This is a genomic window from Streptomyces sp. NPDC017529 (assembly GCF_044329785.1).
Taxonomy (GTDB): Bacteria; Actinomycetota; Actinomycetes; order Streptomycetales; family Streptomycetaceae; genus Streptomyces.
Map to the genome: position 1 here is coordinate 1 of NZ_JBIRJY010000025.1, position 12,486 is coordinate 12,486.

Annotated in this window: 14 protein-coding genes; 9 read left to right on the forward strand and 5 right to left on the reverse strand. The window is 74.1% G+C overall.

The features are described from left to right. Positions 1–466: 466 nt before the first annotated feature. Entirely contained in the window at positions 467–1,384 is a 918-nt protein-coding gene (locus ACH4K4_RS34405; RefSeq protein ID WP_398173023.1) for a DUF3027 domain-containing protein, read from the reverse strand. A gap of 363 nt (positions 1,385–1,747) precedes the next feature. Next, positions 1,748–2,023 carry a hypothetical protein gene (locus ACH4K4_RS34410; RefSeq protein ID WP_398173168.1) on the reverse strand — a complete coding sequence of 92 codons (276 nt, stop codon included), beginning with the start codon at positions 2,021–2,023 and terminating at the stop codon, positions 1,748–1,750. Between ACH4K4_RS34410 and ACH4K4_RS34415 the strand changes: the two genes are divergently transcribed. Genes ACH4K4_RS34415 through ACH4K4_RS34430 form a run of 4 tightly spaced genes read left to right on the forward strand, consistent with a single transcriptional unit; the run spans position 2,010 to position 5,463 of the window. After that, a complete protein-coding gene (locus ACH4K4_RS34415) occupies positions 2,010–3,281 on the forward strand; it encodes an MFS transporter (RefSeq protein WP_398173160.1) in 1,272 nt (423 codons plus the stop codon). The two genes, ACH4K4_RS34410 and ACH4K4_RS34415, sit on opposite strands and share 14 nt — an antisense overlap. A gap of 26 nt (positions 3,282–3,307) precedes the next feature. Further along, complete coding sequence (locus ACH4K4_RS34420; RefSeq protein ID WP_398173025.1) at positions 3,308–3,820, forward strand: DUF2771 domain-containing protein; 513 nt, start codon at positions 3,308–3,310, stop codon at positions 3,818–3,820. Between the two features lie 36 nt (positions 3,821–3,856). Continuing rightward, positions 3,857–4,615, forward strand: a complete 759-nt coding sequence (locus tag ACH4K4_RS34425; RefSeq protein WP_398173027.1) for a futalosine hydrolase — start codon at positions 3,857–3,859, stop codon at positions 4,613–4,615. Beyond that, complete coding sequence (locus ACH4K4_RS34430; protein WP_398173029.1) at positions 4,612–5,463, forward strand: 1,4-dihydroxy-6-naphthoate synthase; 852 nt, start codon at positions 4,612–4,614, stop codon at positions 5,461–5,463. The genes ACH4K4_RS34425 and ACH4K4_RS34430 overlap by 4 nt, the downstream gene beginning before the upstream one ends. Positions 5,464–5,493: 30 nt before the next feature. On the opposite strand, the gene ACH4K4_RS34435 is transcribed toward ACH4K4_RS34430, so the two are convergent. After that, positions 5,494–5,877 carry a cold-shock protein gene (locus ACH4K4_RS34435; protein ID WP_398173031.1) on the reverse strand — a complete coding sequence of 128 codons (384 nt, stop codon included), beginning with the start codon at positions 5,875–5,877 and terminating at the stop codon, positions 5,494–5,496. 191 nt (positions 5,878–6,068) lie between these two features. Between ACH4K4_RS34435 and ACH4K4_RS34440 the strand changes: the two genes are divergently transcribed. Continuing rightward, positions 6,069–6,308: a hypothetical protein gene (locus tag ACH4K4_RS34440; protein ID WP_398173033.1), complete on the forward strand. Its 240-nt coding sequence runs from the start codon at positions 6,069–6,071 to the stop codon at positions 6,306–6,308. A 5-nt stretch (positions 6,309–6,313) separates the two neighbouring features. Here the strand turns inward: ACH4K4_RS34440 and ACH4K4_RS34445 are convergent, their stop codons facing one another. Next, on the reverse strand, positions 6,314–6,997 hold the full coding sequence (locus tag ACH4K4_RS34445) for an HAD family hydrolase (protein ID WP_398173035.1): 684 nt from the start codon (positions 6,995–6,997) through the stop codon (positions 6,314–6,316). A gap of 104 nt (positions 6,998–7,101) precedes the next feature. Between ACH4K4_RS34445 and ACH4K4_RS34450 the strand changes: the two genes are divergently transcribed. From ACH4K4_RS34450 to ACH4K4_RS34465, 4 genes are all read left to right on the forward strand, one after another. Next, the gene (locus ACH4K4_RS34450) at positions 7,102–8,130 is read left to right on the forward strand and encodes a FecCD family ABC transporter permease (RefSeq protein ID WP_398173037.1); all 1,029 of its coding nucleotides are present in this window, start codon (positions 7,102–7,104) and stop codon (positions 8,128–8,130) included. Then, the gene (locus ACH4K4_RS34455) at positions 8,127–9,215 is read left to right on the forward strand and encodes a FecCD family ABC transporter permease (RefSeq protein ID WP_398173039.1); all 1,089 of its coding nucleotides are present in this window, start codon (positions 8,127–8,129) and stop codon (positions 9,213–9,215) included. The genes ACH4K4_RS34450 and ACH4K4_RS34455 overlap by 4 nt, the downstream gene beginning before the upstream one ends. Positions 9,216–9,295: 80 nt before the next feature. Further along, positions 9,296–10,096: an ABC transporter ATP-binding protein gene (locus tag ACH4K4_RS34460; RefSeq protein WP_398173162.1), complete on the forward strand. Its 801-nt coding sequence runs from the start codon at positions 9,296–9,298 to the stop codon at positions 10,094–10,096. Between the two features lie 31 nt (positions 10,097–10,127). Then, positions 10,128–11,198, forward strand: a complete 1,071-nt coding sequence (locus ACH4K4_RS34465; protein ID WP_398173041.1) for an ABC transporter substrate-binding protein — start codon at positions 10,128–10,130, stop codon at positions 11,196–11,198. Between the two features lie 39 nt (positions 11,199–11,237). Here the strand turns inward: ACH4K4_RS34465 and ACH4K4_RS34470 are convergent, their stop codons facing one another. Then, complete coding sequence (locus ACH4K4_RS34470; protein WP_398173043.1) at positions 11,238–12,476, reverse strand: hypothetical protein; 1,239 nt, start codon at positions 12,474–12,476, stop codon at positions 11,238–11,240. Between the last annotated feature and the right edge of the window lie 10 nt (positions 12,477–12,486).

Here is a 12,486-nt window from a genome sequence, read left to right on the forward strand (position 1 = left end):
GGCTCGACTGGTACAACTACCACCGACCCCACACCGGCATCGGCGGCCACACCCCAGCCAGCCGCGTCACCAACCTCCTCAAACAACACACCTAGGGCCCGGTGGGTGGGGGCCGGGCCCCGGGCCCGGTAGGCGGCTACCCCGCCGCCGTGGCCGAGGCCCCCGGGTGGCGGTTGCATTGCCGCACCTGGTTGCTGCGCTGCTGGTGGTTTTTCTTCTTCCCCCACCCCCACCGCGCGGGGGTGCAAAACCGGCCGGAGGGGACGCGTAGGGGGGTGTCCCCGCAGCCGACAGCTCGCTCCTGCCAGGTTCAGTGTTCAAGGCATGGTTCTCGCGAGTGCGGTGTGGGGGTCCCCCCGGCCGGAGGCTGGGGGAGAGTCACCCCCCTGCGCGGCCCCGGCCCCACCACCAAACCAGTGCAACCCCGCGCGAAGCGCGACGCGCAAACCCGCGCGCACAGCGCGCCTCAGCTGTGGCCGAACTCCTCCGCCGGCCCCGCCTCCTCCACGGACCCTCCCGTCCGGTCAGGACGAAGCGGCAACGGATCGACAATGGTCTCGTCGATAACGGGAGCCGCCGGCCGCGGAGGCTTGGGCATGACGGCGGCCTCGGAGTGGCCCCCGCAGCCGTAGCCGAGGGACACCACGTGGCCGTCCGCGGGACCGAACTCGTTGGCGCAGATGCCGAACGCCTGGCGCAGGGAGCCGTCCAGCGGGACCAGGAAGCCGCAGGAGACGCAGTTGGCGGGGGCGGCCTGGGCCATCGCGGTCTTGGGGCCGTACGCCTCGTCCCAGCGGTCCGCCGCCGCGTGCAGGCCGTAGCGGGAGAGGACGCGGGCGCGTCGCATGCCCAGTTCCTCGGCGACCGCGGCGATGCTGCCGCGGGTGGTCGTGTCGGGCTGGTCGGCGGGCGAGCCGGGGACGACGTCGGCGTCCTCCGCGTCGGCGAGCTCGGCGACGCCGGTCGGTACCTGGGCTTCGTCCGGCCCGCCGGCGGCCTCCTGGGCCGCCTCCACGTAGCCGGGTTCCAGCCGGATGTCTTCGGCCTCGGTGGGCAGCAGGTCGCCGGGGCCCATGTCGCCGGGGCGCAGCCGTTCGCTCCAGGGCACCCACTCGGGGGCGAGCAGCGCGTCGGGGCCGGGGAGCAGGACGGACTCGTCGAGGGTGACGTGTTTGGCGCGGGAGGCGCGGGCGACGGTCACGGCCCAGCGCCAGCCCCGGTAGCCGGGCTCCTTGCATTCGAACAGGTGGGTGACGACGCGGTCCCCGTCGGCGACGGCGTCGACGTGCTCGCCGACCGTCCCGGGCAGCGCGGCCTCCTCGGCCGCCGTGCGGGCAAGGTCGACCGCCTCGGCGCACAGGCGGTCAGGGGTACGGCTTCGCATCGCAGCACTCACAAGAATCGATTCTCTCTTCCACGCCGTCTCACGAGTGCGCCAGCCGGAGCTGTCCTGTCCTGTCCGGACGACCGGCGTGCCGGGGGCGGGCGGAGCGGACCTGGGGACCGCGTCGACGTCCGCGCCCGATCATCTCGGTCGAGCGCACCTATTACGAACCATTCTGAAGGATCGCGGCAAGGCGCGCGGCCAAGAACGACCGCCGGTGGCGCGCTACACACGCTACCCCTTCAACGGTGTACGACCCCTCGGCGGGAGCGGCAAATGTCACGGGCAGCGGCCGCCGGCCGTGGCGCCCGGCGCGGGAAGCGGCGGAAAGAGCCATGTCCCGGGCGAGTTGGGGCAGTATTTTCACGTGGCTGCCGGACGGGCGTCGAGAAAGCCGAGGCTGCCGCGGATGTCGCGGGCGTCGCGGATCTCCAGGGCGAGGTCTTCGAAGGCGGCCCGGGGCCCGCGGATCGCCAAGGCTTCGCGTATCTCCACCGGCCCGCGTGTCCCCAAGGGAACGCGGGTCTCGACGGCGTCCACGAAACCCGGCGGGGGCCGGGCGGGGCGCGCGTGCCGGGCGGCCGGCCGGGCGCTGCGGCGCCCGTTCGCGGCGGCGGGGCGCGGCATACGGCGCGCCACGCACGCGCACGGTGCGGGCGAGTCGGGTCTCGGCAAGCTGATCGAGTTGCACGCGGTGAACTCGGCCGGCGACATGATGATCACGGTGGCGCTGGCGTCGACCGTGTTCTTCTCCGTGCCGACGGACCAGGCGCGCGGCCGGGTGGCGCTCTACCTGGCGGTGACGATGGCGCCGTTCGCGCTGCTGGCGCCGGTGATCGGGCCGCTGCTGGACCGGGTGCCGCACGGCCGCAGGGCGGCGATGGCGGGCTCGATGCTGGCCCGTGCGCTGCTCGCGCTGACCATGGCGGGCGCGGTCGCGGGTGGCGGTCTCGAGCTGTATCCGGCGGCACTGGGCGTATTGGTGTCTTCGAAGGCGTACGGGGTGGTGCGGAGCGCCGTCGTCCCGCGCCTCCTGCCGCCCCGGATCTCTTTGGTGAAGGCGAATTCGCGGGTGACGCTGGCGGGGCTGCTGGCGACGGGGGCGGCGGCCCCGGTGGGCGGGGCGCTGCATCTGGTCGGGCCGGAGTGGCCGCTGTACGGGGCGTTCACGGTGTTCGTGGCGGGTACGCTCCTATCGTTCTCGCTGCCGCACAAGGTGGACTCGGCGAAGGGCGAGGGGCGGGCGCTGCTGGCGTCGGAGGAGGCCGGTGAGCGCCCCGCGGGGCGCCGTCCCGGGCTGCGGACGGTGGGGCCTTCCGTGCTGCACGGCCTCCAGGCCAATGCCGCGCTGCGGTCGCTGTCCGGGCTGCTGACGTTCTTCCTGGCTTTCTTGTTGCGGGAGCATCCGCTGGGCGGGCTGGGGCCGCAGGTGTCGCTGGGGCTGGTGGCGGTCGCGGCCGGGGCGGGCAACGCGCTGGGGACGGCGGTCGGCGCCTGGCTGCGGGCCCGAGCGCCCGAGCTGATCATCGCGGTGGTGCTGGGGCTGGCCCTGGCGGTCACGGTCACCGCTGCGGCCTTCTACGCGGTGCTGGCGCTCGTGGTGGTGACGGCCGCCGGGGCGGCGGCGGGGCTGTGCCAGGCGCTGGCGAAGCTGTCGCTGGACGCGGTGATCCAGCGCGATGTGCCGGAGCAGGTCCGTACGTCCGCCTTCGCCCGTTCCGAGACGGCGCTACAGCTGTCCTGGGTGGTCGGCGGCGCCGTCGGCATCATGCTGCCGCTCAACGGGACGGTGGGGATGGCGGTCGCCGCGACCCTGGTGGCGACGGGCGCGCTGCTGGCCGTACGCGGCCTGCTGGGAGCGGCGCGGCACGGCGCGCCCCACCCTCGTGTGGCGTGACGGGGGCCGACCGATAGCCTGCCCGCATGACCGCGTTCTCTTCTTGGGGCACAGGCCGCCGCGCCGCTGCCGCCCTCGGTGCCGTGTCCCTGGGACTCGTCACCCTCTCCGCCTGTGAGAAGCCGACTCCGCTGGCCACGGTGACCGTGGGCAAGGACACCGTGACCGCCGAGGCCGCCTGCTACGACGACGGCAAGGTGCTCGGCGACCTGGCCGCCAGCGACAAGAAGGCGCAGGCCGAGTTCACGAAGTGCCTGACGACCGAGCCCAAGAAGACGATCACCGTGCACCCCGGTGACAAGCTGCGGCTCGGCGTCGAGCCGGACGTGGCCGAGGACGGCTGGCTGGCGCTGTCCAACAGCAGCCCGGTCACCAACATCAGCAAGCAGACGTACCAGGTCATCCCCAACGCCGACCAGCTCTTCGTCAACCAGCAGACCCGCAGCCTGGCCGATTCCACCGTGGTGTCCGTCGTGGCCTCCAAGGGCGGCAAGTACACGGGCGTGTGGAACGTCAAGCTCAAGCGCGCGGAAAGCTGAGTCCGCTGACGTACGCGTGCGGCCGGTGGTGGTGAGGTGTCCGTGACCCGTGTCCTGGTCGTCACCGCTGTCGCGGCCGAGCGCGACGCGGTCGTCGCGGGCCTGCCCGGCGGTGCCGGCGCCGAGGTCGTCGCGCTGCCGGCGGGCGGCCGCGCGCTGCACCGCGTACGGGCGGACGAGCGGTCCGGGGTGGTTGTCGACGCGCTCGCCGCCGGTGTCGGCCCGGCCGCCGCTGCCGCCGGCGCGGCCACCGCGCTGACCGCCGCCGGGTGCGGCGGAACGGGCTACGACCTCGTGATCTCCGCCGGCATCGGCGGCGGTTTCGCGCCCGGCGCCCCGGTGGGCGCCACCGTCGTCGCGGACGAGATCGTCGCCGCCGACCTGGGCGCCGAGACGCCGGACGGCTTCGTTCCGGTGACCGAGCTCGGCTTCGGGACCGTCGTGCACACCCCGCCGCCGGTCCTCGTGGGAGCGCTGGCCGAGGCCACCGGTGCCGCGTGCGGCGCGGTGCTCACCGCCTCGACCGTGACCGGCAGCGCGGAGCACGCCGCGCGGCTCGCAGCCCGGTACCCGCGTGCCCTCGTCGAGGCGATGGAGGGCTTCGGGGTGGCCGAGGCCGCCGCCGCGCAGGGCCTGCCGGTGCTCGAAATCCGTACGGTCTCCAACCCCGTCGGCCCGCGGGACCGCGCCGCGTGGCGCATCGGGGACGCGCTCGGCGCGCTCTCCGCCGCCTGCGCCGCCCTCCCCCGCGTCCTGACGGCGGCCGGGACCCCGACCTCCTGGAGGACGCCATGAGCGACGCGCTCAAGATCGCCTATTCGCCGTGCCCGAACGACACCTTCGTCTTCCACGCGTGGGCGCACGGCAAGGTCCCCGGCGCGCCCGCGCTGGACGTCACCTTCGCCGACATCGACGTCACCAACGGTATGGCCGAGCGCGGCGAGTTCGACGTACTGAAGGTGTCGTACGCGGTGCTGCCGTGGGTCCTGGAGGAGTACGCGCTGCTGCCGTGCGGCGGCGCGCTCGGGCGCGGCTGCGGGCCGCTGGTGCTGACCCGGGAGCCGGGCGAGGCGAAGGACCTGGCCGGCAAGACGGTGGCGGTGCCCAGCGAGCGGTCGACCGCGTACCTGCTGTTCCGGCTGTGGGCGGCCGACCAGGTGCCCGGCGGCGTCGGCGAGGTGCAGGTGCTGCCGTTCGACGAGATCATGCCGGCGGTGCGGGACGGCCGGGTGGACGCCGGGCTGGTCATCCACGAGGCACGCTTCACGTACCGGAACTACGGGCTCAGCCGCCTCGCCGACATGGGCGAGCACTGGGAGGACACCACCGGGCTGCCGATCCCGCTGGGCGCGATCATCGCCAAGCGGTCGCTGGGCGCCGAGCGGCTGCGCGAGCTGGCCGCGGCGGCCCGCGAGTCCGTGCGGATGGCCTGGGACGACACCGAGGCGTCCCGCGCGTACGTACTGGAGCACGCGCAGGAGATGGACCCGGCCGTCGCCGACCAGCACATCGGGCTGTACGTGAACGAGTTCACCGCCGACCTCGGCGAGAACGGCTACGCGGCGGTCCGCGGCCTGCTCACACGCGCTGCGGCCGAGGGGCTCGTACCGCCCCTCGGCCGCGATGCGCTGAACTTCGGTTAGCCGGGTTCCGCCCGGCTCACGGGCCGGTCGTCAGACGTCCAGCTGGTCGGCGACCGCCCGGAGCATGCCGGCGATCTTCGAGCCGTGCGCCTTGTCGGGGTAGCGGCCGCGCTCCAGCTGCTGGGCGACGTTCTCCAGGAGCGTGGTGAGGTCCTGCACGATCGACGCCAGCTCGTCCGGCTTGCGGCGCTGGGCCGCCGCCACCGACGGTGCGGGGTCGAGGATCGTCACCGAAAGCGCCTGGTCGCCGCGCTGGCCGGCCACCACGCCGAATTCGACGCGCTGGCCCGGCTTGAGTGCGTCCACGCCGTCGGGCAGCACCGACGAGTGCACGAAGACGTCACCGCCGTCGTCGCGGGAGAGAAAGCCGAAGCCCTTCTCGCTGTTGAACCACTTGACCTTGCCGGTAGGCACGTCTGTCCTCGTCCTCGTACTCGTCGGAAAACTGCTGGGTCTGGTTACGGTGTTTCCTGCGGAACAGCTCTGGATAGCAGTGCAGCGGGCCACCGGACCCGCCACCCCCCAAGGCTAATGGTCCGATGCCCGGTGACAAGACGTCGCCGGGTGGTTCCCCCGCGCTTCTGGCCCGGACTTACCCTGGTCACGTGTCTGACGAAACTCCCCAGGCCGGGGATCTGCTGGTCCGGATCGGCGCGATTGTTTTCCTGATTGGCGCGGTGGCCACACTCGCCACCGTGGCCCCGCTGTTCATCGGGGCCGATCCGCTGCCGTCCGTTTTCTACTGGGTCTGCATGCTCATGGGCGCGGGCTTCCTCATCGCCGGGGCCGGAGTGGTGCGCTCGGTCGCGGCGCAGCGGCGGCAGGCGAGGTCGTCCACGGCGTAACGGACCTACGCGCTCCGCCGGTCCCGCTCCGCCGCGTACTCCGCCAGCCAGGCCGGGAACGCGGTCAGGTCGTCGAGGAGCACGTGCGCGCCTGCCGCCCGCAGTTCGTCCGCGGCGCACGGCCCGGTGGCCACGGCGACGGACAGCGCGTCGGCGGTGTGCGCGCCGCGGACGTCCCCGGTGTGGTCGCCGACGTAGACCGACGCGCCGTGCTCGCGCAGCGCCTCGGCCTTGGCCTCCGCCCACAGCGAGCCGATGACGGCGTCCGCGTCGATGTCCAGGTGGTCCAGGTGCAGCTTGGCGTTCGGCTCGTACTTCGCGGTCACCACGATCGCCCGCCCGCCGTGGCGCCGCACGGCGGCCACCGCCTCGCGGGCGCCCGGCATCGCGAGCGTCCCGGTGATCGCGTGCTCGGGGTACATCGCGCGGTACAGGTCGCTCATCTCCGCCACCCGCTCCTCGGGGAACCACCGGCGGATCTCCTGCTCCAGCGGCGGCCCGAGCCGGGTGATCGCCTGGTCCGCGTCGATGTACGTCCCCGTCGCGGCGGACAGCGCCTGGTAGGCCGCCTTGATGCCGGGGCGGGAGTCGATCAGCGTCATGTCCAGGTCGAAGCCGACCGTGAGCGTCTTCGAGGCCGTGGCGACCGTGGGATCCGGTACGGGGGTGTGCGAAGCCATGGTGGCCATTGTGGCCGATGCCCGGGGTGGGACGAGCCCTACACTTGGCCGCTCCCGACCTCACCCCGCCGGTCCGCGCGAGCACCCCGCCCGCGCCCCGCGAGAGGGAGCCGATGCCAGTCGCACGGGCCAGTATTCCCAAAGCCTCCCTGACGAGGCGCCGCATCGGCTGGACGGCGGTGGCGGTGTTCGCGCTGCTGCTGGCGGTGCTCCTCTCGCTCGCGTTCGGCAGCCGCCAGTTCGCGCCGTCCGAAGTACTCGGCGCGCTGCTGTACGGCGGCGACGGCGACGCCGCGCAGGTGGTGCGCTTCCTGCGGCTGCCGCGCACGCTGATCGGCCTGATGGTCGGCGCCGCGCTCGCCCTGGCGGGCACGGTCATGCAGGGCATCACCCGCAACCCCATCGCCGACCCGGGCGTCCTCGGCATCAGCCAGGGCGCCTCGGTGGGCGTGGTCCTCGCACTGTCCTTCCTGGGCGTGCACACGCTCAGCGGGTACGTGTGGTTCGCCTTCGCGGGGGCGGGGGCCGCCTCGGTCGCCGTCTACGCGATCGCCTCCGGCGGGCGCGATGGTGCGACGCCGGTGAAGCTGGCGCTGTCCGGGGCCGCCGTCAACGCGCTGCTCGTCGCGGTGACGATGGCGGTGCTGACGACGAAGGCGGCGGCGCTGGACGAGTTCCGGTTCTGGCAAGTCGGGTCGCTGACCGGCCGGGACAGCGAGGTCGCCGCGCAGATCTGGCCGTTCCTGCTGGCGGGCACGGTGCTGGTGCTGTCCGTCGCGCGCGGCCTGGACGCGCTGGCGCTCGGCGAGGACGTCGCAAGGGGGCTCGGGCAGCGGGTCGCGGCCGTACGGATCGCCGGCGGCCTCGGGGCGACGGTGCTGACCGGCGCGGGCGTCGCGGCGGCCGGTCCGATCGCGTTCGTCGGCCTGGCCGTACCGCACCTCGCCCGCGCGGCCGTGGGCGGCGGCCACCGCTGGGTGCTGCCGATGGCCGCCCTGCTCGGCCCGGTCGTCGTGCTGGTCTCGGACACCGTGGGCCGGGTCCTGTTCCCGCCGTCCGAGGTTCCGGTGGGTGTGCTGACGGCGCTGATCGGCGTGCCGTTCCTGGTGGCGCTGGTGCGGCGGAAGGGGGTGCCGGCATGACGGCACCGGCCGGCGGCTCCGGTAGCGCGGTACGGCGCGTGCGCGCGCGGCCCGCGGGGTACGCCCTCGTGCGCGCCGGGCGCGGCTCCTTTCTCGTACACCGGCGCGCGGCCTCGGTCGCCGGCGTGCTCGCCGCGCTGCTCGCCGCCGGCTGCCTGGCATACCTGTGCGTCGGCGAGTCCTTCGTGTCCCCCGGCGAGGCGCTGAAGGCCGCCTTCGGGCGGCCCTCGCCGGCCGAGCTGGTCGTCGGGACGCTGCGGCTGCCGCGGATGACGGTCGGGCTGCTGGTCGGCGCGGCCTTCGGGATCGCGGGCGCGCTGATCCAGACCGTCGCCCGCAACCCGCTCGCCAGCCCGGACGTCATCGGCGTCACCCAGGGCGCGAGCGCGCTCACGGTGGGCGCGCTGACGTTCGGCGTGACCTCGTACGCCGTACTGCCGTACCTGTCGGTCGCCGGCGGCGTCCTGGCCGCCGTCCTGGGCTACGTCTTCGCCTGGCGCGGCGGCCTGCACGCCACCCGCTTCGTCCTGATCGGCATCGGCTTCGCCATCGCCCTGCGCTCCGTCACCCAGCTGTTCCTGACCAAGGGCGACTACCTCGTCGCCCAGCAGGCGCAGGTGTGGCTGACCGGCTCGCTCAACGGGCGCGGCTGGACCGAGGCCGCGCCGCTCGGCTGGGCACTGCTGGTCCTGCTGCCCGCCGTCCTGTGGGCGGCCCGCGCGCAGCGCACCGTGTCCATGGACGACGACACCGCGACCGCGCTCGGCGTACGGCTGAACCGCACCCGGCTCGGCCTGGTCGCGCTCGGCGTGGTGCTGGCGTCGATGGCGACCGGCGCGGCAGGTCCCGTCGACTTCGTGGCGCTGCTCGCCCCCCAGGTCGCCCGCCGGCTGACGCGTACGGCGCAGCTCCCGCTGCTGTCCTCGGCGCTGCTGGGCGCGGTCGTCGTCGTGTTCGGCGACCTGCTCGCCCGCAAGCTGCTCGCGCCGACCGAGCTGCCGGTGGGCGTGCTGACCGCGGCCGTCGGTGCCCCGTACCTGATCCACCTGATCATCCGCAGCCGTGCCGTGGGAGGACGAGCGTGACCGAGGACACCGGGAGCGCCGCGGGCGCGGGCGGCGCCGGGGAGGCGGCACCCGGCCGCAGCCGGCTCACGGCCCGGGACCTGACGCTCGCCTACGAGGACCGCACGGTCGTCGACGGGCTCGACCTCGACGTCCCGCACGGCGCGGTCACCGTCGTCGTCGGCCCCAACGCCTGCGGCAAGTCCACACTGCTGCGGGCACTCGGCCGGCTGCTCAGACCGCGCCGCGGCGCGGTCCTGCTGGACGGTACGGACCTGGCGCACATCCCCACCAAGAAGATCGCCCAGTCCCTGGGGCTGCTGCCGCAGACCCCCGTGGCGCCCGAGGCGATCACCGTCGCCGACCTCGTCTCGCGCGGCCGCCAGCCGCACCAGCACTGGTGGCGGCAGTGGTCCGGCACGGACGAGCGGGCCGTGGCCGAGGCCATGGACCGTACAGACGTGGCACAGCTGGCGGACCGGCCGGTCGACGAGCTGTCCGGCGGGCAGCGGCAGCGCGTGTGGATCGCGATGGCGCTCGCGCAGGAGACCGACCTGCTGCTCCTGGACGAGCCGACGACGTACCTGGACATCTCGCACCAGGTGGAGGTGCTGGACCTGATCCGGCAGCTCAACCACGACCGGGGGCGCACCGTCGTCGCCGTCCTGCACGACCTCAACCAGGCCGCCCGGTACGCCGACCACCTGGTGGCGATGAAGCAAGGGCGCATCGTCGCGCAGGGGCGCCCGGCGGCGGTCGTCACGGCGGAACTGGTGCGCGAGGTGTTCGGGCTGGCGTCGGTGGTGGTACCGGACCCGGTGACGGGCTCGCCCCTGGTGGTGCCGGGGCGGCCTTGGCAGGCTCCGGGCGGGGGCGGGCCTGCCGCGCCCGGGTCCGGGTGACCGCGCCGCTCCCCAGACGAAAGGGCTTGTCATGCAGCTCTCCGCAATTCCCCGTCCGGTTCCGCGGGCCGGGCGCCGCCGTGCCCGTGCCCTGCTCGCCGTGGGCACCGCTCTGGGGACGTCCCTGACACTGGCCGCCTGCGGCTCGTCCGGATCGGATGGGTCAGGCGGGTCGGGCTCTTCGGCCAAGGCGGCCGACTGCCCGGCCCAGCCCGTCACCACCTGGGCGCGGCCCGCGTCCGGCGGAGGCGGGCACACGGTGCGTACGGCCATGGGCGAGGTCGAGGTTCCCGACGCGCCCCGGCGCGTGGTGGTGCTGGACACCGCGGAACTGGACTCGGCCGTCACGCTCGGGGTGAAGCCGGTCGGCGCCACCCGCTCCGACGTGGCCGGCGGCTTCCTCGGCTACCTGCCGGCGGACAAGACCGCCGGCATCAAGGACGTCGGCAAGATCGGCGCGCCGAACCTGGAGGCGGTCGCCGCCCTCAAGCCCGACCTGATCCTGACCAGCAAGGTGCGCGACGGCGGGCGGTACGCGCAGCTGACGGCCATCGCCCCCACGGTCATGACGGAGACCACCGGCTACCCGTGGAAGCAGAACTTCGCCACCCACGCCGACGCGCTGGGGAAGATCCCCGAGGCGAAGCGGGCGGTGGCCGCGTACGAGGCGCACGCCAAGCGGGTCACCGCGGCGCTCGGCGGGGCCGCCGCGGCGAAGCGGACCACGACCAACGTCGTCCGCTTCGTCGAGGGCGCCGACACCCGCATCTACGGCTGCCGCAGCTACATCGGCACGGTCCTCGACGACGTCGGCACCGGCCCCACCAGCGTGGTGCAGGGCGCCCGCGACGGCATGATGATCGAGGTCAGCGCGGAACAGATCAGCAAGGCCGACGCGGACGCGGTCTTCTACACGGCGTACGGCAGCCCGGAGAAGTCCAAGGAGGCGCAGATCACCGGCGGGGCGCTGTGGAAGAACACGAACGCGGCCAAGAACGGCCGCACCTTCCGCGTCGACGACCAGCTGTGGATCCAGGGCATCGGCTACACGGCGGCGGACAAGATCCTGAACCAGTTGCAGCAGAAGCTGGCGAAGAAATAGGCGGCCGAGGCGCGGCGGGCCGGCCGGGCCCGCCGCCTCTCAACGCGGCACCCGCCGCATCCGCCACACCAGGAACAGGGCGGAGGCGACGGCCGCGACGCGGACCACCACCGGCAGCACACCGGTCAGCTCGTGCCCCAGCTGTCCGTCGGCGATGGGCTCGCCCCACTGCTCGTTCACCCGGCCCCACAGCCACACCACCAGCCCGCCCACGATCAGTCCCGGCACGCCGAGCGCCGCGAACTTCGCCTCTCCCCGCGGCAGCCGCCGTGAGGTGTACGCGAGCACCCACCCCCCGGCGAGCGCCAGCCAGGAACCCAGCACCGCGCCCGCCACCAGCAGGAGGACGGCCAGCAACAGGACGGGGCTGAGCGGGGGCCGCGCGGCCTGCACGTACTCCACCGGTTCGGGCTCCTCGGCGTACGGCTCGGCGGCACCGGTCCGCCGCCGCCACGCGAGCACGCGTGGCAGCACGCGCGGCAGCATCCCGCGCCGGGGCGCCTCCGCGGCCTCCTCCCCGTGCTCGCCGCCCTCTTCCTCGCCCTCTTCCTCGCCCTCTTCCTCCTCGCCGAACGCGTCCTCGTCGAACGCGTCCCGCTCGCCCCTCTCCGGCTTCTCCGCCTTCTCCGGCTTCTCCAGGGACAGGGGGCGGTCCTTGCGCTCGCCCGGCGGGCGCTCGCGGATCTCGGGGATCTCGATGCCGCCGATGAAGCCGGGCACGGTCTCGCCCGGCCCGTAGGGCCCGTAAGGCCCCGGTTCCACGCGCCACCAGTCGGGCTCGTCGATGCCCTCACCCAGCTCGTCGAAGCCCGCGAGGTGCGGCGGCGAGGCCGTCGGCGGGGGCTCCGGTGGCTCCTCGGGGCGGGCGGAGCGCCGCTTGCCGTCGCGCGGCGCCGGTACCTTCCCGGCGAGGCCGCGCAGCCCTTCGCCCAGGTTGGACAGACCGGATAGACCGGACAGGCCGGATAGACCGGGTAGGCCGGGCAATCCCCCAGTCCTGCCGCCGGGCTTGTCACCAGGCGCGCCGCCGGATGTGCCGCCGGTGCCCTGGCCGCTCGGCGCGCCGCCGCCCGCGGCCGCCACCACCGCCTCGGGTGTCCCGAGCCGGGACAGCACCCGTTTGACCCCGGGCACCGTGTCCGCCTTCGCCGAGTCCACCTGGGCCCGCAACTCGGCCACCAGGCGCATCCGCGCGCCGGAAGGCAGCCCCCGCTGCTGGGCCAGATCACCGACCCGGCTCAGATAGTCAAAGACCAGCTGGTCGCTCTCGATCCCCACGAAATCCCCT